This is a genomic window from Billgrantia zhangzhouensis, assembly GCF_021404465.1.
Classification (GTDB): Bacteria; Pseudomonadota; Gammaproteobacteria; order Pseudomonadales; family Halomonadaceae; genus Halomonas; species Halomonas zhangzhouensis.
Map to the genome: position 1 here is coordinate 1 of NZ_JABFTT010000014.1, position 22,663 is coordinate 22,663.

The 22,663-nt window shown below is 64.0% G+C and carries 26 protein-coding genes; 16 read left to right on the forward strand and 10 right to left on the reverse strand.

Annotated features, from left to right (window positions below; genetic code table 11):
* The 5 genes from HOP51_RS16890 to HOP51_RS16910 form a co-directional block, all read left to right on the forward strand.
* The coding region (locus HOP51_RS16890) for a hypothetical protein (RefSeq protein WP_234275086.1) at positions 1–638 on the forward strand (638 nt) is incomplete at its 5' end.
* A 4-nt stretch (positions 639–642) separates the two neighbouring features.
* The gene (locus tag HOP51_RS16895) at positions 643–1,665 is read left to right on the forward strand and encodes a DUF6708 domain-containing protein (RefSeq protein WP_234275087.1); all 1,023 of its coding nucleotides are present in this window, start codon (positions 643–645) and stop codon (positions 1,663–1,665) included.
* Between the two features lie 54 nt (positions 1,666–1,719).
* Positions 1,720–2,739: a DUF6708 domain-containing protein gene (locus HOP51_RS16900; RefSeq protein ID WP_234275088.1), complete on the forward strand. Its 1,020-nt coding sequence runs from the start codon at positions 1,720–1,722 to the stop codon at positions 2,737–2,739.
* A 50-nt stretch (positions 2,740–2,789) separates the two neighbouring features.
* Complete coding sequence (locus tag HOP51_RS16905) at positions 2,790–3,017, forward strand: PAAR domain-containing protein (RefSeq protein WP_234275089.1); 228 nt, start codon at positions 2,790–2,792, stop codon at positions 3,015–3,017.
* A 176-nt stretch (positions 3,018–3,193) separates the two neighbouring features.
* Positions 3,194–3,472: a PAAR domain-containing protein gene (locus HOP51_RS16910; protein WP_234275090.1), complete on the forward strand. Its 279-nt coding sequence runs from the start codon at positions 3,194–3,196 to the stop codon at positions 3,470–3,472.
* A 427-nt stretch (positions 3,473–3,899) separates the two neighbouring features.
* Here the strand turns inward: HOP51_RS16910 and HOP51_RS16915 are convergent, their stop codons facing one another.
* The 3 genes from HOP51_RS16915 to ribA form a co-directional block, all read right to left on the reverse strand.
* Positions 3,900–4,049 (reverse strand): hypothetical protein, encoded by a 150-nt coding sequence (locus HOP51_RS16915; RefSeq protein WP_234275091.1) that lies wholly within the window; start codon positions 4,047–4,049, stop codon positions 3,900–3,902.
* Between the two features lie 35 nt (positions 4,050–4,084).
* Positions 4,085–4,951, reverse strand: coding sequence for a dienelactone hydrolase family protein (locus HOP51_RS16920; RefSeq protein WP_234275092.1), 867 nt, complete (start codon positions 4,949–4,951; stop codon positions 4,085–4,087).
* A gap of 220 nt (positions 4,952–5,171) precedes the next feature.
* A complete protein-coding gene (ribA, locus tag HOP51_RS16925; RefSeq protein WP_234275093.1) occupies positions 5,172–5,807 on the reverse strand; it encodes a GTP cyclohydrolase II in 636 nt (211 codons plus the stop codon).
* Positions 5,808–5,975: 168 nt separating this feature from the next.
* Between ribA and hemE the strand changes: the two genes are divergently transcribed.
* Both hemE and HOP51_RS16935 read left to right on the forward strand, forming a co-directional pair.
* Positions 5,976–7,058 carry a uroporphyrinogen decarboxylase gene (hemE, locus tag HOP51_RS16930; RefSeq protein ID WP_234275094.1) on the forward strand — a complete coding sequence of 361 codons (1,083 nt, stop codon included), beginning with the start codon at positions 5,976–5,978 and terminating at the stop codon, positions 7,056–7,058.
* On the forward strand, positions 7,051–7,431 hold the full coding sequence (locus tag HOP51_RS16935; RefSeq protein ID WP_234275095.1) for a VanZ family protein: 381 nt from the start codon (positions 7,051–7,053) through the stop codon (positions 7,429–7,431). The genes hemE and HOP51_RS16935 overlap by 8 nt, the downstream gene beginning before the upstream one ends.
* A gap of 59 nt (positions 7,432–7,490) precedes the next feature.
* On the opposite strand, the gene HOP51_RS16940 is transcribed toward HOP51_RS16935, so the two are convergent.
* Complete coding sequence (locus tag HOP51_RS16940) at positions 7,491–8,012, reverse strand: peptidylprolyl isomerase (protein WP_276574363.1); 522 nt, start codon at positions 8,010–8,012, stop codon at positions 7,491–7,493.
* 450 nt (positions 8,013–8,462) lie between these two features.
* Between HOP51_RS16940 and HOP51_RS16945 the strand changes: the two genes are divergently transcribed.
* The 9 genes from HOP51_RS16945 to HOP51_RS16985 all read left to right on the forward strand — a co-directional run bounded on the left by HOP51_RS16945 (position 8,463) and on the right by HOP51_RS16985 (position 17,886).
* On the forward strand, positions 8,463–10,466 hold the full coding sequence (locus HOP51_RS16945) for a heme lyase CcmF/NrfE family subunit (RefSeq protein ID WP_234275096.1): 2,004 nt from the start codon (positions 8,463–8,465) through the stop codon (positions 10,464–10,466).
* The gene (locus tag HOP51_RS16950) at positions 10,466–11,026 is read left to right on the forward strand and encodes a DsbE family thiol:disulfide interchange protein (protein WP_234275097.1); all 561 of its coding nucleotides are present in this window, start codon (positions 10,466–10,468) and stop codon (positions 11,024–11,026) included. The genes HOP51_RS16945 and HOP51_RS16950 overlap by 1 nt, the downstream gene beginning before the upstream one ends.
* The gene (locus HOP51_RS16955; protein ID WP_234275098.1) at positions 11,023–11,496 is read left to right on the forward strand and encodes a cytochrome c-type biogenesis protein; all 474 of its coding nucleotides are present in this window, start codon (positions 11,023–11,025) and stop codon (positions 11,494–11,496) included. The genes HOP51_RS16950 and HOP51_RS16955 overlap by 4 nt, the downstream gene beginning before the upstream one ends.
* 14 nt (positions 11,497–11,510) lie before the next feature.
* The gene (gene ccmI, locus HOP51_RS16960; protein WP_234275099.1) at positions 11,511–12,401 is read left to right on the forward strand and encodes a c-type cytochrome biogenesis protein CcmI; all 891 of its coding nucleotides are present in this window, start codon (positions 11,511–11,513) and stop codon (positions 12,399–12,401) included.
* Between the two features lie 30 nt (positions 12,402–12,431).
* A complete protein-coding gene (locus HOP51_RS16965) occupies positions 12,432–13,193 on the forward strand; it encodes a Crp/Fnr family transcriptional regulator (protein WP_234275100.1) in 762 nt (253 codons plus the stop codon).
* A 273-nt stretch (positions 13,194–13,466) separates the two neighbouring features.
* The gene (locus tag HOP51_RS16970) at positions 13,467–15,077 is read left to right on the forward strand and encodes a cytochrome D1 domain-containing protein (protein ID WP_234275101.1); all 1,611 of its coding nucleotides are present in this window, start codon (positions 13,467–13,469) and stop codon (positions 15,075–15,077) included.
* Between the two features lie 165 nt (positions 15,078–15,242).
* The gene (locus HOP51_RS16975) at positions 15,243–16,922 is read left to right on the forward strand and encodes a NapC/NirT family cytochrome c (protein ID WP_234275102.1); all 1,680 of its coding nucleotides are present in this window, start codon (positions 15,243–15,245) and stop codon (positions 16,920–16,922) included.
* Positions 16,923–16,951: 29 nt separating this feature from the next.
* Positions 16,952–17,293 carry a cupredoxin domain-containing protein gene (locus HOP51_RS16980; protein ID WP_234275103.1) on the forward strand — a complete coding sequence of 114 codons (342 nt, stop codon included), beginning with the start codon at positions 16,952–16,954 and terminating at the stop codon, positions 17,291–17,293.
* 35 nt (positions 17,294–17,328) lie between these two features.
* Entirely contained in the window at positions 17,329–17,886 is a 558-nt protein-coding gene (locus tag HOP51_RS16985; RefSeq protein WP_234275104.1) for a hypothetical protein, read from the forward strand.
* 16 nt (positions 17,887–17,902) lie between these two features.
* Here HOP51_RS16985 and HOP51_RS16990 read toward each other — a convergent pair whose 3' ends face one another.
* The 6 genes from HOP51_RS16990 to HOP51_RS17015 form a co-directional block, all read right to left on the reverse strand.
* Positions 17,903–18,265 carry a DUF6164 family protein gene (locus HOP51_RS16990; RefSeq protein ID WP_234275105.1) on the reverse strand — a complete coding sequence of 121 codons (363 nt, stop codon included), beginning with the start codon at positions 18,263–18,265 and terminating at the stop codon, positions 17,903–17,905.
* Positions 18,265–18,834, reverse strand: coding sequence for a hypothetical protein (locus HOP51_RS16995; protein ID WP_234275106.1), 570 nt, complete (start codon positions 18,832–18,834; stop codon positions 18,265–18,267). Before HOP51_RS16995 ends, HOP51_RS16990 begins: the two co-directional genes overlap by 1 nt.
* A gap of 96 nt (positions 18,835–18,930) precedes the next feature.
* On the reverse strand, positions 18,931–19,515 hold the full coding sequence (locus tag HOP51_RS17000) for a nitrous oxide reductase accessory protein NosL (RefSeq protein WP_234275107.1): 585 nt from the start codon (positions 19,513–19,515) through the stop codon (positions 18,931–18,933).
* A gap of 20 nt (positions 19,516–19,535) precedes the next feature.
* Positions 19,536–20,360, reverse strand: coding sequence for an ABC transporter permease (locus tag HOP51_RS17005; RefSeq protein ID WP_234275108.1), 825 nt, complete (start codon positions 20,358–20,360; stop codon positions 19,536–19,538).
* The gene (locus HOP51_RS17010; protein ID WP_234275109.1) at positions 20,357–21,304 is read right to left on the reverse strand and encodes an ABC transporter ATP-binding protein; all 948 of its coding nucleotides are present in this window, start codon (positions 21,302–21,304) and stop codon (positions 20,357–20,359) included. Before HOP51_RS17010 ends, HOP51_RS17005 begins: the two co-directional genes overlap by 4 nt.
* Positions 21,301–22,623 carry a nitrous oxide reductase family maturation protein NosD gene (locus tag HOP51_RS17015; RefSeq protein ID WP_234275110.1) on the reverse strand — a complete coding sequence of 441 codons (1,323 nt, stop codon included), beginning with the start codon at positions 22,621–22,623 and terminating at the stop codon, positions 21,301–21,303. Before HOP51_RS17015 ends, HOP51_RS17010 begins: the two co-directional genes overlap by 4 nt.
* Positions 22,624–22,663: the final 40 nt, after the last annotated feature.

Here is a 22,663-nt window from a genome sequence, read left to right on the forward strand (position 1 = left end):
CTGCAGGCCAGATGGCGAAGAAACTGGATGACAGCATGGCCCATCAGCGCACTGAAAATACTTGGCGGCTTAGTGCCAGTGCCGGAGCGATCATCGCGGGGGTAGGGAACCTGATCCATGACGGAATCCGGAACGGCGCCCAGGCGGGAAGTATCCGGCTGGCCCGGATGGCAAATAGCATTTGGGTCAAAGGGCTCGGCCTGATTAGCCGCGGGCTTGGCTTTGCGGCGGCGGGACTAATGGCATTCTGGGATTTTAAGAGCTTCCTTGATGCACGCCGCCACGGAAATACCGTCTTGGCGGGGCTGTACCTATTCTCTGTTGGTGCGGGCGTGGGGGCTGCTGCATTTCTCAGCGGAGTCATTAGATTTAGAGTACTCGGGTTATCCGCGACTGGCTGGGGTATCATCTTGGCGCTGGCCGTCATCGGTCTCTCTCTATGGATTGACTTTCTCAAGAACAACGCCTTGCAGGACTGGATGTCACGCAGTTACTTTGGCCGCCTGGAAAGTGAGCGCTACGGAAGCCATGCAATGGAAATTGAACAGTTCGAACTAGCCCTGGAGGCGCTCGGAGCCGACACCGACAGCAAGGAAGACGACAGCATACCAGCGGGCTTGCTCCCGCAAGCGGAGTAAGCAGATGGATTTTACCGGGCTAAATAGATTCCACGCGTACAAGCTTGACCGACCCTTGACCGAGGAGGAGCGAAAAGGTCAGTTGAATCCCAAGAAGCCCGTCAGCGACGACCCTCTGGACTGGCTGTCGGTCATCAAGATCAATAGCACCTACCTGGAATTGGTGGATCGCTGGTATGCAGGTAAGGGGTTCGCCACTTGGATGGGAGGCATGTTTGCAGTTCCGTTCACGCTGGGGCTTTTTTATATCATATATTCGTCTATCAAGCAGGCCAGCCCGGTTATGTGGATGCTTGACCTGTTATTCTCCTTGGCCGTTATGTTTTTTGCGTGGGTCGGCATTTGGATAATGCGCCATGAAGTGTTTCGCCAAACCCATTACCCCATCCGTCTGAACCGTAAGACCCGACAAGTCTATGCCTATCGACCGGACGGCACGATACTCCGAGCTGACTGGGACAAGCTCTTTATATGCGCCATTACTACCGGCTCGTCGGAGATGACCCGTATCGAAGATATCCGTGCTCATGTATTGGCCGAGGATGGCGAGACGGTCAAGGATACCTTCACCCTGGGATACCCCTATCTGGGAAACCGGAAAGGGCTATTACAGCTATGGGAGTATATTCGCCGCTATATGGAAGAGCCCGATGGGGTGGAGCGAAACTACAAGCAGACCGAAATTTGCATGCCTCTTGATGGCCGCCGTGAGGGGTTGGTCTTTGGTTTGGTTCGAGCTTTTGCACCAATGGCAAAGTGGCCGCTCATGCAACTTCTGGTTTCACCGCTGTGGACCTTGACGACTCTAGGCCGCTGGTTTGCCATGTACACCTGCAAGGTGCCTCGCTGGCCGGAAGAAGTGGAGGCCGCTTGCCAGGTCGGTCCCGATGACCCCTATCAAAAAGATTGGCGCGACAACGGCAAGTACGACTTCTGGGAGTTGGGCTGGCCATTGGTCTGCTTCGCGGTGGGGCTCACTGTGCTTGGCATCGGCGCTGTCTGGCTGGTGAGGGCGTGGTTCTCCTGATGGCGGACGAGCGTCTGGCATTGAGCGGGCTTGCTCCCGCAGGCGGGGTAAGATATGGACTATACAGGGCTCGGAAGGTTTACGGCGTACAAGGTCAATCGACCATTGACCGAGGAAGAGCGAAAAGAGAAGTTGAATCCCAAGCAGCTTGCCAGCGACGCCCCGTTGGACTGGTTGTCAGTAATCAAGTTAAATAGCACCTATCTGGAACTGGTGGATCGCTGGTATGCAGGGAAAGGCTTTTCAACTTGGATGGGTGGGATGTTTGTAATCCCCTTCACCGGAGCTGTAGCTGCATTTTTTTTGCTAATGATAGAGAAGAATACTGTCGAGATGTGGGCTGGCGGTGCATTTATCATCGTAATGCTATCTTTGTGTGCTCTTGGGGGAGGGTATGGAGTTAGTCTCGACGCCTTTCGTCAAACCCACTATCCCATCCGTCTTAACCGCAAGACACGAACAGTCTACGCCTATCGTCCGGATGGCTCGGTCATCCAAGCGAGCTGGGACAAACTATTTATATGTTCTGTTACCACGGGGTCATCCCAGGTGACCAGTACCGAGGATATTCGTGCCCATGTGCTTGCCGAGGATGGCGAAACCGTCACGGATACTTTTACCCTAGGCTATCCTTATCTGGGAAATCGAGAAGGAATGTTGCAGTTATGGGAGTATATTCGGCGTTATATGGAGGAGCCGGATGGAGTAGAAAAAAACTACAAGCAGACCGAAATTTGCATGCCTCTTGATGGCCGCCGTGAGGGATTGGTCTTTGGTTTGTTTCGAACTTTTGCACCAATGGCAAAGTGGCCGCTCATGCAACTTCTGGTTTCACCGCTGTGGACCTTGACGACTCTAGGCCGCTGGTTTGCCATGTACACCTGCAAGGTGCCTCGCTGGCCGGAGGACGTGGAGGCGGCGTGTCCCATTGAACCCAACGATCCTTACCGCAAGGACTGGCGCGACAACGGCAAGTATGACTTCTGGGAGCTGGGCTGGCCGCTGATCTGCTTTGTCGTCGGCCTGGCGGTGCTCGGGGTTGGCATCACCTTGCTGTTGTTTGCGGCCTTCTAGGCAGGTGGTCTCCGGGGATAGGTGCAACGGGTGATGACGCTACAGGGAGAGTGCAACTCAATGCCTGCGATGGTGTGATTCTGTTGGGCGATGCCACGACCCACGGTGCTCGGGTAATCAGCGCCCAGGTGGATGCGGATGATTCCTACGTGCTGACGTGGCGCGACAATGGCCCGATCGGCTGGTGGGAGCTTTACTGGCCGCTGATCTGCACCGTTATTGGCGTAGGTGGTTTCGTCGGTGTGATTGGTTGGATCGTATCCGGTCTTTGGCGCTGATGCGAAGGCCGGGGAGGTGGGCCCAGGCCTGGTGCCCCGCTCTTTTTCATTGCTCGATGGTGTCTTGTTGGGCAGGTAGGCAGCCAGGCTGGGGTACTCAAGGCAAGTGAGTCGACAGGGGGCTTCGTTACGCGAAGAAGCGCGTGCCTTCGGCAGGAGATGACAGGGAGACGTAGATGTTCAATGTTGGCGACGGTGTGATTCTGTTGGGTGACGCCACGACCCATGGTGGCCGGGTAGTCAGCGCTCAGTCCAACTATCAGGTGAATGGCAAGCCGGTGGCGGTGGTGGGCGACAAAGTGAGCTGCCCGAAAAAAGGGCATGGGGTATGCAGTATCGTCGAGGGCCACCCCACCATCACGCTCGATGGCAAGCCGGTGGCCTTTCATGGCTGCCATACCTCCTGTGGCGCCAAGCTGATTTCGGCTTCGGGAGGCCGGCACGGCCTCGGTTGAGTATCCGATCGGTCGAGGCCCCTCCACTTCGCAGCCTGGGTCGGCGGCACGCGCCACAGCGGCTGGTTCTTCAGCGAAGCGGTGCTGTAATGCCCCCTGGTTTCTGCACACCCAACGCAGCTAATGCCGGATGTGCTCGGGGTACCACATAGCCAGAGACTGGTGTGGCCGTTCTTCGTTGGTGCGCCAGTCAGACGCTGCGCGCCATGCCTGGCGCACAACGAAAAGCCCGGCCTTGCGGCCGGGCTGGATCTTCGCTTCCTTACATCCTCCTCGGGTATCCTTCCGCCCCGAGCATCCTTGGATATCGAGTCTTCCTGACTCGGCCGTCCCTAATAGAGCCTCCTTGCTCAATACCCCTACTTTGCCTACCCGAAGTGCCCTTGGCCTTAACCTGTAGCAAGTCAGATGCAATATCTTGGGCGTTTCATTGATAGAGGCAGGCGTAACCGCGTGCCTGGGCTTCTTCGACCATATGGAACCGTTTGCTGTCGACTTCCACGTCGTGTGGGTCGGGCAAGCGGAATGCCGGCAAGGGACTGCCCAGCTCCGTCATGTTCGAAGGCGTCAGTGACATGAATGCAAAGCCTCCCGTTCATTGATGCCGAGGGATCATTGATTGAGGGTTCTGTCCAACAACAGCAGTGCTGCCTGCCAGGAGGAGGCGTCAGCGGCGGCGTTGTAGCCGAGAGGCAGGTCGAATTCCTCGGCCAGCGCGTCGGCGCCGGGGTTCGTGAAGCCATGGAGAGCCTGGGGATAAGTGATGACCTCGACGTCGGCACCTTGTGCCTCGAGCGCATGCGCCATGGCCGATAGGTCGCCACGTTCGACGAGCGCATCCGCGCCACCGTTGTGGATCTGCACGGCACCATTGAATCCCCCGCGTGCGGAGGCCGCCTGAATGGGGGCGCCGTGAAAGCTGATGACGGCCTCGAGCGGCATGCCGGACAACGCCATGTTCATGACCACGCTGCCGCCAAAGCAGTAGCCGAGAGCCGCCATGCCGGTATCCGCCACGGCAGGGTGCTGGCGCAGCTGGGACATTGCCGCTTCGAACCGGGCGCGTGCGGCTGGCCAGTCCTGCATGACCCGCGAGGAAAACTCGCCCGCTTGATCGGGGTGCGTGGCGACCTGGCCATCGCCATACATGTCCACGGCCAATGCGACGAAGCCCAGTGCGGCGAGCTGGTCGGCACGTGCGCGGGCATAACTGTCGAGCCCCCACCACTCGTGCACCACCAAGACGGCCGGCCGGGGTCTATTGTCGTTGACGTTGCGCGCCAGGTATCCCTGATAGGTTTGGCCACCGGTCGAATACTCGAACGTCTCGCCTTCGACGCGAGGCCCCCACGAGGTGATGAGCTCTGGCTCGGACTCAGACTCAGGGTCGGCCCCCGTCGGCAGGCTGCTTTCCTGGGCCATGGCCGAGCCTGTCATCAATCCTGCGATCAGGCACAAGAGCATGAATAATGGGCGCATGCGAAGTTCTCCTTGCTCGTTTTTCTTGGTCGGGTCTAGGAGACAGCGGGCGTGAGTCACCCTTTACTAACATAGCTTCCCTCGGAAGCCTGCGTATACTGCCCTGTTCTGAAGCCTTTGGATTGGGCGTGGTGTGTCTGCCGCTAGCGCCACGACGACAGGGCCCAACGAAAAGCCCGGCCGCAAGGCCGGGCTTTTCGTTGGGCCGATGCCGAATCGCTCAGGGCTTGCGTTCGATATCCACGTCGCCGGCCTGGGTGAAGTCGCCCAGCGCCATCATGTGACCAAGCTTGCCGGCCTTGGTGGAGAGATAGTGCTCGTTATGAGGATTGAGGCCTGTGGTCAGCGGCACGCGTTCCGCAATGGTGACGCCGGCCTGGGTCAGGGCGTCGACCTTGCGCGGATTGTTGGTCATCAGGCGCAGGCCGTTGATGCCCAGATGCTCGAGCATCGGCACGCAGAGGTCGTAGCGGCGTAGGTCGGCGCCAAAGCCGAGCCGTTCGTTGGCTTCCACCGTGTCGGCGCCCTGATCCTGCAGGTGGTAGGCGCGGATCTTGTTGAGCAGGCCGATGCCGCGGCCTTCCTGGCGCAGGTAGAGCAGTATGCCGCGCCCTTCGTCGGCGATGCGCTTGAGGGCTTCCTGAAGCTGGTAGCCGCAATCGCAGCGCATCGAGAACAGTGCATCGCCGGTCAGGCACTCCGAATGCACCCGGCCAAGTACCGGCTCGCCGTCGGCTACGTTGCCCAGCGTCAGGGCGATGTGGTCCTTGCCGGTGGCTTCGTCCTCGAAACCGTGCATGGTAAAGGTGGCCCAGGGAGTGGGCAGCCGGGAGGCGGCGATGAATCGAATGGTCACGGGGTACCTCGGTCAAGACCACGGTGATGCCGGAAGTGAATCCCGCATTCTAGCAGGAACGCCGGCCGGGCTCACGAATGTACGGCGTCACCGAACTTGGCCCGGGTCAAGCCGCGCGAAACATGTTGCGCTACAATGGACCGACATTTCCTGTGGAAGACTGCCTGCATGGATCTCAAGAACGATCGCTTCCTGCGTGCCCTGATGCGTCAGCCGGTGGACCGTACCCCGGTATGGATGATGCGCCAGGCCGGCCGCTATCTGCCCGAGTACCGCGCCAGCCGCGCCGAAGCCGGCAATTTCATGGACCTGTGCCGCAACCACGACTTGGCCTGCGAGGTGACGCTGCAGCCGCTGGAGCGCTATCCGCTGGATGCCGCGATCCTGTTCTCCGATATCCTCACCATTCCCGACGCGATGGGACTGGGGCTCTACTTCGAGACCGGCGAGGGACCCAAGTTCCGCAAGCCGGTGCGCTCCGCCGAGGAGGTCGCGGCGCTCACGGTGCCCGATGCCGAGCGCGACCTGGACTACGTGATGCGTGCGGTTGCAACCATTCGTCGCGAGCTGAACGGTCGCGTTCCGCTGATCGGCTTCTCGGGCAGTCCCTGGACCCTGGCCACCTACATGGTGGAAGGCGGTTCGAGCAAGGATTTCCGTCATGTGAAGACCATGCTCTACGACACGCCCAGTGTGATGCACGACCTGCTCGATACGCTGGCCAGCGCGGTGACCGGCTACCTCAACGCCCAGATACGGGCCGGCGCCCAGGCGGTGCAGATCTTCGACACCTGGGGCGGCGTACTCTCCACGCCGGCCTACCTGGAGTTCTCGCTGCGCTACATGGAGCAGATCGTCGCCGGCCTGATTCGCGAGCACGAGGGTAAGCGCGTGCCGGTGATCCTGTTCACCAAGAACGGCGGCCAGTGGCTCGAGGACATCGCCCTGGCAGGGCCGGATGCGGTGGGCATCGATTGGACCACCGAGCTGTCCGACGCGCGGGCCCGGGTGGGCCACAAGGTGGCGCTGCAGGGCAACCTCGATCCCAACGTGCTGTTTGCGCGGCCGGCGGCCATTCGCGCCGAGGTGGGTCGCATTCTCGACAGCTACGGCCAAGGGCCGGGGCACGTGTTCAATCTGGGCCACGGCATCAGCCAGTTCACCGATCCGGACAACGTCACCGCTTTCATGGAAGCGTTGCACGACCTGAGCCCGCACTACCATCGAGCCATCCAGCATCAGAATGCCTGAGGCTCGTTGGCTCCGGTGGAGTGAGGAGAGAAAGTGGCACCGCCTGTGGGCGGTGCTGGCCGTGCTGGCGGCCGTGGTCATCGCCATCGGTAGCCTGACCCCCGGTGACGAGATGCCCACCAACCTGCCGTGGGACAAGTTCAACCACTTCGTTGGCTATGCCGGCCTGGCGGGACTGATCGGTCTGGCCGGGCTGCCGCTGGTGCGGGCCTTCATCGCGGCGGTGCTCTACGGCGTCTGCATCGAATACCTGCAGATCCCCGTTCCCGGTCGCAGCGGCGGCGATTGGGCCGATATCCTGGCCAATACCCTAGGCGCGGGAACGGCCGTGCTGGTGTTGGCAGCCGCCAGACGCTACCTGCTGCGACGGTAAGACATCCCACGCCCATACGACGACGCCCGCTATCGACCGATGGCGGGCGTCGTCGTTTCTTACTGTACTTCCGCGCGTTCGATCACCACCGCCTCGCGGGGCACGTCCTGGAACGGACCACGGCTGCCGGTGGGCACCCGCTTGATGGCGTCGACCACGTCCATGCCTTCCACCACGCGTCCGAACACCGCATAGCCCCAGGCCTGGCTGGAGTGGGTGCCCTGATGGTTGAGGAAGCCGTTGTCGTTGACATTGATGAAGAACTGCGCGGTGGCGGAGTGCGGGTCGCCGGTGCGGGCCATGGCCAGTGTGCCGCGCTCGTTGCGCAGGCCGTTGTCGGCCTCGTTGGCGATCGGCGCGCGGGTCGCCTTCTGGCGGAAGTCCTGATCGAAGCCGCCGCCCTGGATCATGAAGCCGTCGATCACGCGATGGAACAGGGTGCCGTCGTAGTGACCCTCCTGCACGTAGGTGAGGAAGTTCTCGACGCTCTCGGGGGCCTGCTCATGGAACAGCTCGATGGCGATGGGACCATGGTTGGTGTGCAGCACCACGTCGGCGGCGTTGGCATGGGCGGCAGCCAGCGGCAGGCTGGCGGCGGCGAGCAGTGAGATCAGGGTTCGCTTTAGCACGGAAGCTCCTGTTTGTTCGTGATGGTGTGCGGCGAGGAAAATGGGTGCCTAGCAACCTGTCGGACTTGACCGATCGTCGCGAGAAAGCCGGGGTTTCGCAGCGGATCAGTGTGAAGTTCGACAGGCTGATAGCTTACGTCCAGACGCGCTCGCTGTCAGGCGTTCGTCTCCCGAAGCAGGGCGCGACATCCCGCCACGCCGGATACCTTGACGTGGATCACAACCCGCCCGGGAAAAGAAGTATCGGGTATGGATATTTAACCGCGTTGGTCGGACGATGCATCCATACCCGGCCGAGGCAGCCTCGTTTCTCATCTCTCCGATCCGTTGCCCCGGCCACGACCTGACACAGTGACCGGCAGGCGCCTGCGCCGTAGCCGGCGAGGCGGGAGGTGCCAGCCCATGGTGGCGGAACTCGGAAACTTTGCCTTGGTCCTGGCGCTGTGCCTGGCGCTGGCCCAGAGCCTGCTGCCGCTGGTAGGCGCCCGGCTCAGCGACGCTCGGCTGATGCGCAGCGGGCGCTTCCTCGCCGCCGGCCAGTTCGTCTTTCTCTCGCTCTCGTTTGCCGTACTGACCTGGGCCTTCGTTGCCAGCGATTTCACGGTACGCTACGTGGCTAGCCACTCGAGCCTGGACCAGCCGCTGATCTACAGGATCACGGCGGTGTGGGGCGGACACGAGGGCTCGTTGCTGCTGTGGGTGTTCACTCTGGGAGCCTGGGGAGCGGCCGTGGCCTGTTTCAGCCAATCGCTGCCGCGCGAGATGCTGGCCCGGATACTGGCCGTGCTGGGCATGGTCGGAGTGGGCTTCATCGCCTTCACGCTGTTCACCTCCAATCCCTTCGAACGCATCGTGCCGGGGCCCATGGAAGGCCGCGGCATGAATCCGCTATTGCAGGACCCGGGCATGATCCTGCATCCACCGTTGCTCTACATGGGCTATGTGGGCACCGCGGTGGTCTTTGCCTTCGCCATGGCGGCGCTGCTGGGGGGGCGACTCGATGCCGCCTGGGCGCGCTGGTCGCGCCCCTGGACCACGGTGACCTGGGTATTTCTGACCCTGGGCATCGCGGTGGGCTCCTGGTGGGCCTACTACGAGCTGGGATGGGGCGGCTGGTGGTTCTGGGATCCGGTGGAGAACGCCTCCTTCCTGCCCTGGCTCACCGCCACCGCCTTGATTCACTCCCTTGCCGTGACCGAGAAGCGCGGCGGCTTCAAGGTCTGGACCCTGATGCTGGCGATCATCACCTTCGCGCTGACGATACTGGGTGCTTTCATCGTGCGCTCGGGGGTGATCACCTCGGTACATGCCTTCGCCACCGACCCGGAGCGAGGTGTGTTCATTCTGGGCATGCTCACCCTCACCCTGCTCGGTTCGCTTACCGTCTACGCCTGGCGTGCGCCCAAGGTAGGGCTCGGCGGCGCTTTCGCCTGGTACTCCCGCGAATCCCTGCTGCTGGCCAACAACGTGCTGCTGTCGGTGGCCTGCACGGCCGTCTTCATCGGCACGCTCTATCCGCTGGCGCTGGATGCCTTCGGCCTGGGCAAGATCTCGGTGGGACCGCCCTACTTCGATGCGGTGTTCGCTCCGCTGATGCTGCCGCTGTTGCTGCTGGTGGGTCTCGGTCCCTCGGTGATGTGGAAGCAAGCCCATCCCGGCGAAACCTTCCGCCAGCTGCATTGGGTGCTGGCGGTCAGCGTGGTGGCCGGCGGACTGTGGCCGCTGACCCTGGGCGCTTGGCGTCCCATGACGGCGCTGTCGCTGATGCTGGCCACATGGATCGTACTCACTGCGCTGTTGGACATGCACAAGCGCATGGGCTCGACGCGCCAACCTCTGGCCGTGCGGCTGCGCAAGGTCATGCGGCCGAGCTTCCTGGGCATGCACCTGGCCCATGTCGGCCTGGCGCTGGTCGTGGTGGCCATTGCCATGGTCAATACCTACGAGGTCGAGCGCGACGTGCGCATGCAGCCGGGCCAGACCGCCTCGGCGGCGGGCTTCGACTTCACGCTGCTGCGCATGGAAACCGTGCGCGGCCCCAACTGGGAGGCCGACCAGGCGGTGGTGCAGGTGGCCCGCGACGGCCGCCCGGTGGCGACACTGCTGCCTCAGCGGCGCTACTACGCCACCCACGCCCAGATGCCGATGAACCAGGCCTCGCTGCACCGTGCCGCCACCCGCGACGTCTACGTCTCGCTGGGCGAGCGGCTGGTGGGCGATGCCTGGAGCTTCCGGCTCTACTACAAGCCCTACATGGCCTGGATGTGGGCCGGCGCCATCCTGCTCTCGCTGGGCGGCCTGCTGGCGGCCTGCGACAAGCGCTACCGCCTGGCCAGAAACCGCAGGGTAAGGCCGCAGCGTCAGGCTGAAGCGGCCACTGCACGATCGCAGGAGGTGGCCGGCTGATGAAACTGCGTCTGCTACTGCCGCTGGTCGCCACCGTTGCCCTGCTCGGCCTGCTGTTCATCGGCCTGGGCATGAACTCTCGCGATCTGCCCTCGCCGCTGGTGGGCAAACCGGCGCCGGCCTTCGCTCTCGAAGCGCTGGAAGACGCCGAGCGTCTGATCACCGAGCAGGACTTCATCGGCGAGGTGGCGCTGGTCAACGTCTGGGCTACCTGGTGCAGCACCTGCCGCTCCGAGAAGCCGCTGCTGATGGAGCTGGCTGCTGGCGGCATTCCCATCCACGCCTTCAACTACCGCGATGAGCGGGATTCGGCGCTGCGCTATCTCGGCGTCAGCGGCAACCCCTATCGCACCATTGCCTACGACCCTCACGGCGATGCCGGCATCGACTGGGGGGTTTACGCCACGCCGGAGACCTACGTGCTCGATGCCGCAGGCGTGATCCGTTACAAGCGCATCGGGCCTCTTACCCGCCAGTTGCTGCTCGACGAGGTGCTGCCGCTGGTCGAGAAGCTGAGAGCGGAGAAGCTGCACGCGGCGAGAGGGGGAGCGCAATCATGAAGCGATTCCTGTTCCTGAACCTGCTGGGTCTGCCGCTGTGGTTGGTGGCAGGGTTCGCCATGGCGCTGGCCATCGGCCAGCCGATCGAATTCGATAGCGAGGCCCAGAAGCGCCAGTACGACACCCTGGTGCGCGAGCTGCGCTGCACGGTGTGCCAGAGCGAGACCATTCACGAATCCAACGCCGAGCTGGCCGCCGACATGCGCCGCCGGGTCTACGACATGACCGTAGCCGGCCACGATGCCGACGCCATCGTCGATTTCATGGTCCAGCGCTACGGCGACTACGTGCGCTACCGGCCGCCGCTGCAGGCCAACACCTGGCTGCTGTGGGCGAGCCCCTTCCTGCTCATGTTCGGCGGCGCCCTGGTGTGGTGGCGCATCGTCGTCGGGCGGCAAGGCATGGCCGAGCGCCCCGATTTCACCGATCAGGAGCGCGCCGTACTCGAGCGGCTGCGCCACGACGTCTGATACCGGAGAAGGTGATGAACGGACTGTTTCTTCTCTTTGCCCTGCTGCTTTGCGTGCTGGCGCTGGCGTTCGTGCTCTACCCGCTGCTGCGTGAGCCACAGTGGGATGTGCTGCCTTCACGCCGGGCGGTCAATGCCAGCGTGCATCGCGACCGGGTTCAAGAACTGGATCAGGACCTGGCCGCAGGGAGCCTGACCCATGCCCAGTACGCCACGGCCGTGGCCGACCTGGAGCGTGAGCTGCTCGACAGCGGTGCCATCGAGCCCGACGAAGCACTGGACGAAGGACGCGGGAGCGGGCGGACGGTAGGCGCTGTCGCCATCGTCTGCATTGCCGTGCTGCCGTTCATGGCGATTGGCATCTACCTGACGGTGGGGCATGCCGAGGAGGTCTTCGCCACCCAACACTCCGCCAGCGAGACGGCGGTCGTCGAGCCGACCGCGGCCACCGAAGCCGAGCTGCGCCGCCAGTTCCAGCTGATGGCGCAGCAGCTCCAGGGCCGCCTGGCCCTGGAGCCGGACGACGTCGAAAGCTGGGTGCTGCTGGGTCGTACCCTGGTATTTCTCAACGACCTGGATGCCGCCGAACGCGCCTTTCGCGAGGCCATGGCTCACGGTGGCGATCAGGATCCTGACTTGCTCACGCGCTATGCCGATGTCATGGCCGAGCGCCAGGGTGGCCTGAGCGGCGAACCGCTGCGGCTGATCGAGCGGGCCCTGGAGATCGACCCCCATCACGCCCAGGGGTTGTGGCTGGCCGGCTCGGAGGCCTTTCTGGAGGGAGAAGTGGAGAGCGCCCGCCGCTACTGGGAGCGCCTGCTCGGCGTGTTGCCGCCGGACTCGCCGGAAGCCGAGGTAATTCGCGGCAATCTGGCCCAGGTGGCGCAGGCCGCTACGGAAGGCTGAACCGGAGCTGTCATGATGAAGGAGAAACCGATGAAATCGCCGCTGAGTCGTGAGGCCCTGCAGGCCGTCAGGCAGGTGCCGCTGTTCTCGGGGCTCGGCGACGAGACCCTGGCACTGCTCACCGACGGGGCCCTGGAGCGCAGCTATCGTCGCGGCACGCTGCTGTTCAGCGCCGGCGAGCCGGCGGACCGCTTCTACGTGGTGCTGAGCGGCTGGGTGAAGCTGTTCCGCGAGAGTCCCGACGGCAACGAGTGCATGGTGGGGCTGTTCACCCGTGGTGAGTCCTTTGCCGAGGCGGCGATGTTCGACCGCCTGGGATTTCCGGTCAACGCTGCCGTCGCCGAGGACGCCCGCCTGCTGGTGTTCACCGCCGATCACTTTCTCACCACCCTGGAGCGCAACCACGGCCTGACGCTCAACCTGCTGGCCAACCTGACGGGCATGCTGCGTTATCTGGTGCGTCAGCTCGACCAACTGACCAACCAGCCGACCTACCAGCGTCTGGCGGCCTTCATCGTTGCCCTGTGCCCCTGCGAAACCAACCGGGCCACCGTTTGCCTGCCCTGCGACAAGCTGCTCATCGCCGGCCGGCTCGGCATGAAGCCGGAGAGCTTCTCGCGGGCCATGGCCCGGCTCAAGGAGGTCGGGGTGAGCTGCGAGCGCAACTGCGTGCACGTCGCGGACATCGCCGCCCTGCGCCGCTTCGCCAATACCGACGAGGAGGAGCTGCTTACGCCGCTGCCAAGCGTGGCGCCGGGGCAGCGAACCGCAGCGATGCGCCCCTATCGCTGATGCAGGCACCTGCCACCTATAACATCTGCAAAACGGCCCGGTCAGCGGGTCGCTGCATGCCTACCGACGGTTATTTCGCCCCTCTTCTGACATAAGTCAACTTCAGAATGCATCTATTGACAATGGTCAAGTGAGCCAAAAGTCAAAGCTGCTACTAATGGCGGCAGGTGGGGGGTGGCTGAAGCGCATGGTCGCCGAGCGGTTGAGAAGAAAAGGTCATGCCGGGCACCCGCCAGCCACTACCCGAAGGGGAAACCAAGCGAGGCACGTGTTATGTACAAGAGAGCATTGACCAAGGGAGTCTTCGCCCTCAGCTTCCCGCTGGCCGCCATGATGGGCTCTGCCCAAGCCGCGGCGCCGGAGCTGTCCGCTGAAGAACTGGAGCGCGCCAACGATATCTACTTTCAGCGCTGCGCGGGCTGTCACGGTACGCTGCGAGGCGGTGCCACCGGTCCCGACCTGCTGCCCCAAAACACCCAGGAGCTAGGCCAGCGCCGTCTGGAGAGCATCATTACGCTGGGTACCGAAGGCGGCATGAACAACTTCAACGGCATCCTCTCCGAGGCCGACATCACGCTGATTTCGAAGTACATCCAGAACGAGCCGGTCGATCCGCCGGAGATGTCGCTGGCTGACATGAAGGAGCGCTGGCAGGTCTTCGTCGCGCCAGAGGATTTGCCCACCGAGCCCCAGCATGACCGTAACTGGGAAAACTTCATGGTCACCATCCTGCGTGACCGTGGTGCCATGGGCATCATCGATGCCGACACCAAAGAACTGGTTACCGAGGTCGAGACCGGCTATGCGGTCCACGTGGCCAAGGAGAGTTCCGACGGACGCTTCTGGTACGTCCAGGGGCGTGACGGGCGTCTCTCCAAGATCGACCTGTGGATGGATCCGCCCCAGGTCACCGCCGAGGTGTTCATCGGCTATGACGCCCGCGACGTGGCGGTGTCCCACTATGGCGAGTGGAAGGACAAGTACGTCATCGGGGGATCTTATTGGCCACCGCACTTCGTGATCGCCGATGCCGAGACCATGGAACCGCTCAAGGTGGTCTCCACCCGCAGCTACGACACCGAAGGCAACTTCCGCAACGAGGCCCGCGTCGCGGCGCTCTACAACACCCCGCACGCTCCGAGTTTCCTGGTCAACGTCAAGGAGTCAGGCCAGATCTGGCAGGTCGACTACAGCGATATCGATAACCTCCGGGTAGAGATGATGGAGACCGCCGAGTACCTGCACGACGGCTTCTTCGATCCTACCGGTCGCTACTTCCAGATCGCCGCCAACAACAGCAACTTGATGGTCTTCGTCGATACCGAGACACGCAAGAAGATCAGCATGCTGGAAACCGGTGCGATCCCGCACCCTGGCCCGGGTGCCAACTGGATCGATCCCGAGTGCGGCCCGGTGGCGGGCACCACCCACCTGGGCGAAGGCCGCATGACCTTCTGGGGCAACGATCCCGAAGGGCATCCCGACCAGGCCTGGCAGATATGCAGCAGCGTCGAAACCGATGGGCCGGGCCTGTTCGTACGCACGCATCCCGACTCGCCGCATGTGTGGATCGACCAGACCATGCATCCCGAGTCCGACGTCAACCAGTGGGTCATGGTGATGGACAAGGAGACCCGCGAGCTGACCCCGATCCACGTGGCCGATCGTCCCATGGAGCATGATGCCGTAGCCGTGCACATGGAATACGACCAGACCGGCACCGAGGTGTGGGTGTCCATCTGGGCTCGCGGTAGCGGCCATCAGGACGATGGCGCCATCGTGGTCTACGACGACAAGACCTTGGAAGTGAAGGCGGTCATCGAAAACCTGAACACGCCCACCGGCAAGTTCAACGTCTACAACCGCAAGAACCACATCGGCTGAGCAAACGGCCGCTGCGCCGGGGCACCCATGGGTGCCCCGGCCTTTTCTCCAGCCGTTCCACGTTCCGCATGAGGTCATCTGGAGCGGCTGGGCAAGGGGCCAGAGACATACGACAGGGCAGCATGGCAGCGACTGACGCCATGACATATCGGGGAGAGTGACATCATGGTGAAGCGTCTACGCAACTGGCGCAGGATCACGATCATGGGGGCATCGCTGGGCGCTGCCGTGTTCTTTTTCGTTGCCGGTATCATCTTTTGGGGCGGCTTCAACACTGTGATGGAAGCGACCAACAGCTACAAGTTCTGCAGCACGGCCTGCCACGAGATGAGCTGGGTGCACGAGGAGTACCTCGACCGGCCCCACTACCAGAACGCCACCGGTGTTGGGGCCGCTTGTTCCGACTGTCACGTGCCGGATGCCTGGGGGCCCAAGATGATCCGCAAGATCCAGGCCAGTCGCGAGGTGTGGCATTGGATGCTGGGTACCGTCAATACTAAGGAGAAGTTCGAGGGCAAGCGCCTGGAACTGGCCGAGAACGTATGGCGCTCGATGCTGCGTACCGATTCGCGTGAATGCCGCAATTGTCATGACTGGTCGGCGATGGACCTGGAGCAGCAGGCCGCCCGCGCCTCGCGCGAGCATGCCCGCGCCTTCGAGCAGGGCATGACCTGCATCGAGTGCCACCAGGGCATTGCTCACCAATTGCCTGAGGAGTGGGATGAGTCGCCGGTGTGGGCGGGCCGCTTCGAGCATGATGAGCCGGTGACCGACGCTATGCACGGCGAGCCCGAGATGCCGCTGGAAGCCGAGGAACTGGGCGAGGCTGCGTCCGTCGAGGCCAACATTGCTGCCTCGCTCGACTGGAGCGACGTGCCAGCCATCGACTTGACGTTGTTCCTGCCCGGCCAGGCCTCCATCGAGTGGATCCAGGACGGCAGTTCCCACGGCGGCAGCCGTGCCTTCAGTTTCGGCGACCGCTGCATCTGGTGTCACCAGGGTGAAGAGGCGGACATTGGCGCGCTGGCCGTCGCCAGTGAAAAGATCGAGACCTATGACCTGGGCAACAAGCGCGGCCACGTGCCGATGAGCGTCAGGGCCGCCTTTGACGACGACTACCTCTACATGCAGTTCCAGTGGGAAGCCGGCGAGCATGCCCCGCTGCCTTTCATCGAAGGTGGCGTGATGGACCCGGACAACCCCTTCAAGTTGACCGTGAGCCTCTCCGACGAGCGCGTCGACATGGCCGAGCGGGCAGGCTGCTGGGCGAGCTGTCATCACGACTCCACCTACATGCCGGATGCTCCGGAGGCCGAAGCGCTGGCGGCCAGCGAACTCGCCGAGCGGCTCGACCTGATGAGTGCGGGCGGCGTCACCAAGTACCTTACCGAGAGCCGCACCGAAATCGAGATTCGCGGACGCCGCGGTGCCGCTCGCGGTGGCTGGGACAAGCTCCGGGAAGAGGCGGAAATCGAGAAGCTGCTGAACGCCGGGGTCTATGTCGACCTGGCGCGTTACAACAGCGGCGATGGCTCCGTCGAGTCCGGCTACATCCTCGACGAGCGTCACTTCAGCGACAGTCAGGCCATTGCCTTCAGCGCCGAGGAGCAGGGCGGAGTATGGACCGCCTACATGACCCGCGCGCTCAAGACCGGCACGGAAGGCGACAAGCCGCTCGACCTGGAGCGCCTCTACAGCTTCAACGTGGCGCTGCACGACGATTACGCCGACTCGCGCTTCCACCACGTTTCCTTCCAGTACGGTCTGGCCTTCGGCGTCGAGAACCCCGAAGAGACCTTCGGCGAAGACATGGTGGAGATCAATGCCACGCGCATCATACGGTGATGCGCTGATACCCCGGAGAGGAGGGTGCAATGAAAATGCACGAGCGGCTTCTGATCACCCTGGGCCTGCTGGCCACCCTGCTGGGTGGGGCGGCTCAGGCCGGCGAAAAGACGATAGACGTGGAGATGCGCGACTATGGCTATCATCCCGCCGAGCTCGAGATAACCGTGGGTACCACGGTGCGCTGGGTCAATGTTGAGAAGCGCACCAGCCACGATGTCTTCTTCCCCGCGGAAGAGATCGCCTCCGGGCGTCTCTTCCCGGAGGAGAGTTGGGAGCGCACCTTCGACGAGGCCGGTATCTACGAGTATCGCTGCCAGCCTCACGAGAACCGCGACATGCGCGGAGTGATACGGGTCGTGGCAGAGTGAACATCAAGCGTAGCAAGAGCGATCAGGAGAATCCCATGGCGACAATCGTTCGACCCGCAGTACTGTTCGGCGGGCTTGTGGCTGCGCTGGCACTGGCCTGGGCCGGTGTCAGCGCAGCGGCTCAGGGTGGTCCCAGTGGTTATCGCAGCGCCGAGTTTGGGATGTCCTCCGCAGAGGTGATCGCGTATTTGGAGAATGATGGCGTGGCCGGTATCGAGATGAACGAGACCGAGGACGGCGACCTGCTGTTGGACGCCGAGCTGCAGGCGCCGGACGAACCCGAGACCGATCTGCGCTATGTGTTTCCGGCGGGCGGCGACCAACTGGCCCTGGTAGTGGCCTTCCACCCCGACGTGACGGACTATCCGCGCGTCAGGGAGCGGCTCGAGGCCCAGTACGGCCAGCCGTGGGAGGCGGAGATGACCGAATGGTGGTTCGAGCAGCTCAAGGCGGACATGCCCCAGGAGCCGAACAGCCTGACCATGTGGGGCGGTGACGGCGGCGAGGGGCACGAGCGCGGCCGCCTGGTGCGGCTGTGGTCGTTTGAGGATTATCTCTCGGTGGAGTATCTCGATACCCGGCTGCTGCGCTGATCCTGCCGGCTGTGCGTCAGATCAGGCCGAGAAAGGGCACCAGCGTCAAGGCCAGCATGGCCAATACCGCCAGTGCCACCAGCAGCATCTGGATGGGATGGTGACGCAGGCGCCGCCACAGTGTGGGAGCCTGGCCGCGCTCGACCCGGTCGGCGTGCTCCCGTTGGACCCGCTGCTGGCGTTCGGTTTGGTAGCGCTCGAGCACCTCGCGGGCCGCGTCCAACTGCGAGACATCGCGCAGCCAGATGGCATCCACGCCCAGGCGCCAGAAGCCGGCGTGGGTCTCGTAGGTGTCGAAGCCGTGCTCGTCGAGCAGCCGGCGTACCTCCCACGCCTCCTCTTCGGTGACGTTGGCCAGCCGGAACAGCAGCGTCGCCATCAGCCGGCCGTCTCGCACAGCTGCTCGGCGCGAGCGATGGCGTCGCCTGCGCCGGTCAGGTCGAAGCTCATGAACCAGTAGTCCTCGTCGCCGCGGTCGAAGCGCAGCCGCAGGGTCTCGCCCTCGCGCATCTCGTCGATCAGCAGGCCCAGTTCGTCGAGGTAGAAATTGACGTAGAAGCCGCGGTCGCCGCGCTGGGTGATGAACTCCGCGGCACCGCTGTGGATGGTGGCGTAGTCGACCCGCAGGTCGCCGGGCACCAGGTTGGCCACGCGGCTCTCTGACTGGAGTTCCTCGAGTTCGACGCGGACTTCCAGCCACGGCAGGTCGCAGACGCCGGCGGTGTAGTTCACGCTCAGGATCGAGTCGCTGTAGCTCGTCTGCTCGAGGGCGCGAAAGTGGCGCTCATCGCCCAGCGACAGCGTCACGGAGTGCCAGTTTCCGTGCTGCTCGGCATCGCTGACGTTGTAGTTGGTGGCGCTGGCCAGCGGTGCAGCGACGAGACCTGCCAGCAGCCACCAGGCAAGGCGTGCGCGGACGGGTGAGCGGGTAGAGGAAGTCGAGGGCATGGCCGGTTTCCTGAACGACGAGCCCAAGGATGGTAGCATGCCGCGCCCCGGACGCCGACTCCGCCCCGGCGGGAGGCGGAGCCGGCATCGCGCCGATCAATGGCCGTGTGCATTGTCGTGGCCGGGCATGGCGCCATGATCCGGCATGCCGCCGCCGTGCTGCATGCCGGCATCCGCGCGGGCCAGATCGGTCAGCAGCGCCAGGTCGATGTCGCCGAAGGCCAGCACCTCGCCGCCGTGGGTTTCGGCGAAGGCCTCGGCGTGGTGGCGCTCCTTGAACGAGGCCAGGGTATGGCCCATGGCGCCGCGCCGGTCGTGGCCGGCCACGTACCAGGCTTCGCTGGCCAGGATGAAGGCGTCATCGGCCGGTTGGCTCCAGGGGGTGACGGCCACGTCGTGGACCCAGGCATGGCTGAGGCGGCTCTCGTTCTCTGGCTGCAGCAGGAAGGCGAACATGTCGGTGGTGGAGCAGAACTTGCGTACCGCATCGTCGCGATTCAGGTAAGCCTGCCCCTTGGGCCCGGGCAGCTCGGCGATCAGCATGCCGCAGACGTGGCAGCTGTCGCCGTCGGTGATCGGCTGGGCTGCGGCGAGGGGCTTGTCATCTTCATTGCCGCATCCGGCCAGCAGCAGGACGAGGCCAAAGGCAAGAGCGCGGGTAGCGGTGATGGCGCGAATCATCGAAGGGTCTCCGGTTATTCTCAAGCCGAATGATGGCGGAAGCGCAGGATGGCCAGCCCCAGCGGGGCCACGATCCAGCCGACCAGAACCAGCATCAGCCAGCCGGCATGGAAGGCGGTGTCCTGGGCGATGGCGGTCACCCCGGTATAGGCCTGGGCGGATTCGAAGCCGATCATATTGATCAGGCGGAAGCCGTCGGTGGGATTGAGTAGCAGCAGCCACGGCAGCCAGTCGCCGCCGCTCTGCACGCTCACCAGCAGGGCCAGCAGGCCAAGATCGAAGACCAGCACGAACAGGAACCACACGCCCAGGGCCAGCCCGGCGGCGCGGGCCTTCTCACTGACCCATACGCTGATCAGGTAGGCGAAGGCGATGAACACCCAGCCCAGCAGCACGCTGCTGAGGATCAGCAGGCCGAGGCTCGCGATCAGCTCGCCCAACGCCACGCCCTCGGCGGCCAGGGCGATCACCGCGCCGGCGATACCGAAGCCCAGCGCCGTGGCGGCACCCAGGATCAGGCCGTGGCCAAGGAACTTGCCCAGCAGCAGCGAGGTGCGGCTGAGCGGGTAGGTGAGCAACAGCAGCAGGGTGCCCGCCTCCTGTTCGCCTACCACGGCGTCGTAGGCCAGCAGCAGGGCGATCAGCGGAATCAGGAACACGGCCAGCGTCGACAGACTGACCACCGTGGTGGCAAGCGAGGTGAAGCCCATGCTGCCGCTGGCGGCGGCGCCGAACCAGGCGATGCCGACGGCCAGCGCGGCCAGAATCAGCGCGATGGCCAACACCCAACGGTTGCGCAGGCCGTCCTGGAACTCCTTGCGGGCGACGATGAGGGCAGTGTTCATGGCGTACCTCGCTTGTCCGAGGGTGACGAAGCCGTGGCAACCGGCGCCGAGAAGTGGGCGTAGAGGTGCTCCAGCGTCGGCGGTAGCACGTCGATGTCCTCCACGCCTGGCGTGCCGGTCAGGCGGCGCAGGGCGCTCATCTTGGCCGAGGGGTGTACGCCGAGTTCCAGCGCCGAGCCGTTGAGATGGCGTGGGGCGATGCGCGCGTCTTCCCAGCCGGCGGACCAGTCGATCCCCGGCCAGCGGCCTCTGGCGCGAATGGTCAGCGGCAGAGATGCCTCGCGGCGCAGCTCGTCGAGGCTGCCCAGCGCCAGGCGCCGGCCGGCGCCGAGGATCAGCGCGCGATCGATATAGGGCTCCACACCGGGTAGCACGTGGGAGGAGAGCAGTACCGTGCAGCCGCGCTCGCGCAGCTCGCGTACGGTTTCGTAGAAGTCGCGGGTGGCGGCGGGGTCGAGCCCGGTGGTGGGCTCGTCGAGCAGCAGCAGACGCGGCTCGCCGAGCAGCGCCTGGGCCAGCCCGAGGCGCTGACGCATGCCCTTGGAGTAGGTCTTGACCCGGCGCTTGGCCGCCGCGCCCAGGCCCACCTTCTCGAGTAATTCATCCACCTGGCGGCGCTCGACCCGCTTGAGGCGGGCGAAGTAGGCGAGCACCTCGCGGCCGCTGAGCTGTTCGTAGAAGCTGACGTTCTCGGGCAGGTAGCCCAGGTGGCGGCGCAGCGTCTCGGCGTGGGGGCCGTCGGGGGCGCCGCCAAGCACTTCGAGCGAGCCTGCGCTGGGGGAGATCAGGCCCAGGATCAGCTTCATGGTGGTGGTCTTGCCGGCGCCGTTGTGGCCCAGCAGGGCCAGCACCTCGCCCTCCCGGACCGTGAGATCGAGGGCGTCGAGGCGGGTGAGTTCGCCGTGGCGCTTGGTCAGCCCTTGGCAGTCGATGACCGGTTTCATGAGTGGGCCTCTCCAGGGATAGGGGCTTCCCCAGGGATGGGGGCTTGCATCAGCGGCGCGCTGTCGCGCACGCCCTGGGCGCGGAAGATCGGGAACTGGCGCTGTACCCAGCGCAGTGCGACCACGGCGGGGCTGTGCAGCAGCAGGCGCGCCTCGGGGTGGCGCCATAGCAGGCGGTCGACGGCGTCGTTGGGCTCGTAGGGCGTATCGCCGATGCCGTTGCCGTCCAGATCCCAGCCCAGGTAGTCGCTCCAATAGTTGCCCTGGTCGTCCTGCGACCACTCCTGGGTGCGGGTGGCCACGTACATCACCTGCTGACGATTGTTGATGAAGGCGTTGCCGTGGATGCGGTTGTTCTCGGAGCCGGCGGTGAGGTGAATGCCGAGTTCGCTATCTGCCAGGCGGTTGCCGTGGATCACGTTGCTCTGGGAGTTGTAGATGAACAGCGCCTTGCCCTCGGCACCCAGGGTCACGCCGTGCTCGCCGCCGGCGGGACCGTGCCAGGCGGTAATGTCGCGGATGTCGTTGCCGGCGATGGTGCTGTAGTTCACGTAGTTCATCAGGATGCCGTAGTTCATGTCGCGCTCGGCGCGGTTGTTCACCACCTCGAGGTCGCGCGACATCATCAGCGCATAGCCGGCGCGGGTGCCGCTGGTATGGTTGCCGACGATCTTGCCGCCGTGGGTGAACATGTAGTGAATGCCGAAGCGCGAGTCGCGCAGGCGGTTGTCGCGGAATTCCAGGTCGCGGCTGGTATCCACGTAGATGGCGTCGCGGGCATCGCGTACGTCGTTGCCGGCGATCAGCCCGCCGTCGATGTTGTACAGGCGGATGGCGTCGCCACGATCCTGCGAGCGCACCGCGGTGCTGCCAGCGTAGCGGTTGCCGATCACGCTGGGCGCCTCCAGGTGCCACAGCCACACACCGAACGCCACGTTGTGCATGGCGTTGTCCGCGATGTGGATGCGGTGCGCGCCGCGCTCGGCGTGGATGGCGGCATTCATGTCGGTCAGGTTGAAGCCGGAATTGCGCAGGGTCAGCCCTTCGATGCGTACGTCGGGGGCGCGCACGCGAATCACGTCGCCGCTGCCCTCGCCGTCGAGGATGGCACCTGGTTCGCCGCGCAGGGTCAGGGGCTTGTCGATCCGGATGCTGCCGGTATACACGCCGGGGGCAAGCGTCAGCTCGCTGCCGGGAGCGGCCGCATCGATGTGCGTCTGGAGAGGGCCGTCGCCGGGTGCGATGCGCAGCTCACCGAAGGCGAGGTTCGCCAACAGCAGCAGGCCGCAGCCACCCAGGAGAGAAAAAAGACGTTTCACCACGGCCACCTCGAATGGAATAGTGGCCGGCCCCGCAGGG

Excerpts from the sequence above, each read along its gene's own strand:
- HOP51_RS16895 (WP_234275087.1), top strand. The coding sequence starts at position 643 with ATGGATTTTACCGGGCTAAATAGATTCCACGCGTACAAGCTTGACCGA.
- HOP51_RS16900 (WP_234275088.1), top strand. The coding sequence starts at position 1,720 with ATGGACTATACAGGGCTCGGAAGGTTTACGGCGTACAAGGTCAATCGA.
- HOP51_RS16910 (WP_234275090.1), top strand. The coding sequence starts at position 3,194 with ATGTTCAATGTTGGCGACGGTGTGATTCTGTTGGGTGACGCCACGACC.
- HOP51_RS16915 (WP_234275091.1), bottom strand. The coding sequence starts at position 4,049 with ATGTCACTGACGCCTTCGAACATGACGGAGCTGGGCAGTCCCTTGCCG.
- HOP51_RS16920 (WP_234275092.1), bottom strand. The coding sequence starts at position 4,951 with ATGCGCCCATTATTCATGCTCTTGTGCCTGATCGCAGGATTGATGACA.
- hemE (WP_234275094.1), top strand. The coding sequence starts at position 5,976 with ATGGATCTCAAGAACGATCGCTTCCTGCGTGCCCTGATGCGTCAGCCG.
- HOP51_RS16935 (WP_234275095.1), top strand. The coding sequence starts at position 7,051 with ATGCCTGAGGCTCGTTGGCTCCGGTGGAGTGAGGAGAGAAAGTGGCAC.
- HOP51_RS16945 (WP_234275096.1), top strand. The coding sequence starts at position 8,463 with ATGGTGGCGGAACTCGGAAACTTTGCCTTGGTCCTGGCGCTGTGCCTG.
- HOP51_RS16950 (WP_234275097.1), top strand. The coding sequence starts at position 10,466 with ATGAAACTGCGTCTGCTACTGCCGCTGGTCGCCACCGTTGCCCTGCTC.
- HOP51_RS16955 (WP_234275098.1), top strand. The coding sequence starts at position 11,023 with ATGAAGCGATTCCTGTTCCTGAACCTGCTGGGTCTGCCGCTGTGGTTG.
- ccmI (WP_234275099.1), top strand. The coding sequence starts at position 11,511 with ATGAACGGACTGTTTCTTCTCTTTGCCCTGCTGCTTTGCGTGCTGGCG.
- HOP51_RS16965 (WP_234275100.1), top strand. The coding sequence starts at position 12,432 with ATGAAATCGCCGCTGAGTCGTGAGGCCCTGCAGGCCGTCAGGCAGGTG.
- HOP51_RS16970 (WP_234275101.1), top strand. The coding sequence starts at position 13,467 with ATGTACAAGAGAGCATTGACCAAGGGAGTCTTCGCCCTCAGCTTCCCG.
- HOP51_RS16975 (WP_234275102.1), top strand. The coding sequence starts at position 15,243 with ATGGTGAAGCGTCTACGCAACTGGCGCAGGATCACGATCATGGGGGCA.
- HOP51_RS16980 (WP_234275103.1), top strand. The coding sequence starts at position 16,952 with ATGAAAATGCACGAGCGGCTTCTGATCACCCTGGGCCTGCTGGCCACC.
- HOP51_RS16985 (WP_234275104.1), top strand. The coding sequence starts at position 17,329 with ATGGCGACAATCGTTCGACCCGCAGTACTGTTCGGCGGGCTTGTGGCT.
- HOP51_RS16990 (WP_234275105.1), bottom strand. The coding sequence starts at position 18,265 with ATGGCGACGCTGCTGTTCCGGCTGGCCAACGTCACCGAAGAGGAGGCG.
- HOP51_RS16995 (WP_234275106.1), bottom strand. The coding sequence starts at position 18,834 with ATGCCCTCGACTTCCTCTACCCGCTCACCCGTCCGCGCACGCCTTGCC.
- HOP51_RS17000 (WP_234275107.1), bottom strand. The coding sequence starts at position 19,515 with ATGATTCGCGCCATCACCGCTACCCGCGCTCTTGCCTTTGGCCTCGTC.
- HOP51_RS17005 (WP_234275108.1), bottom strand. The coding sequence starts at position 20,360 with ATGAACACTGCCCTCATCGTCGCCCGCAAGGAGTTCCAGGACGGCCTG.
- HOP51_RS17010 (WP_234275109.1), bottom strand. The coding sequence starts at position 21,304 with ATGAAACCGGTCATCGACTGCCAAGGGCTGACCAAGCGCCACGGCGAA.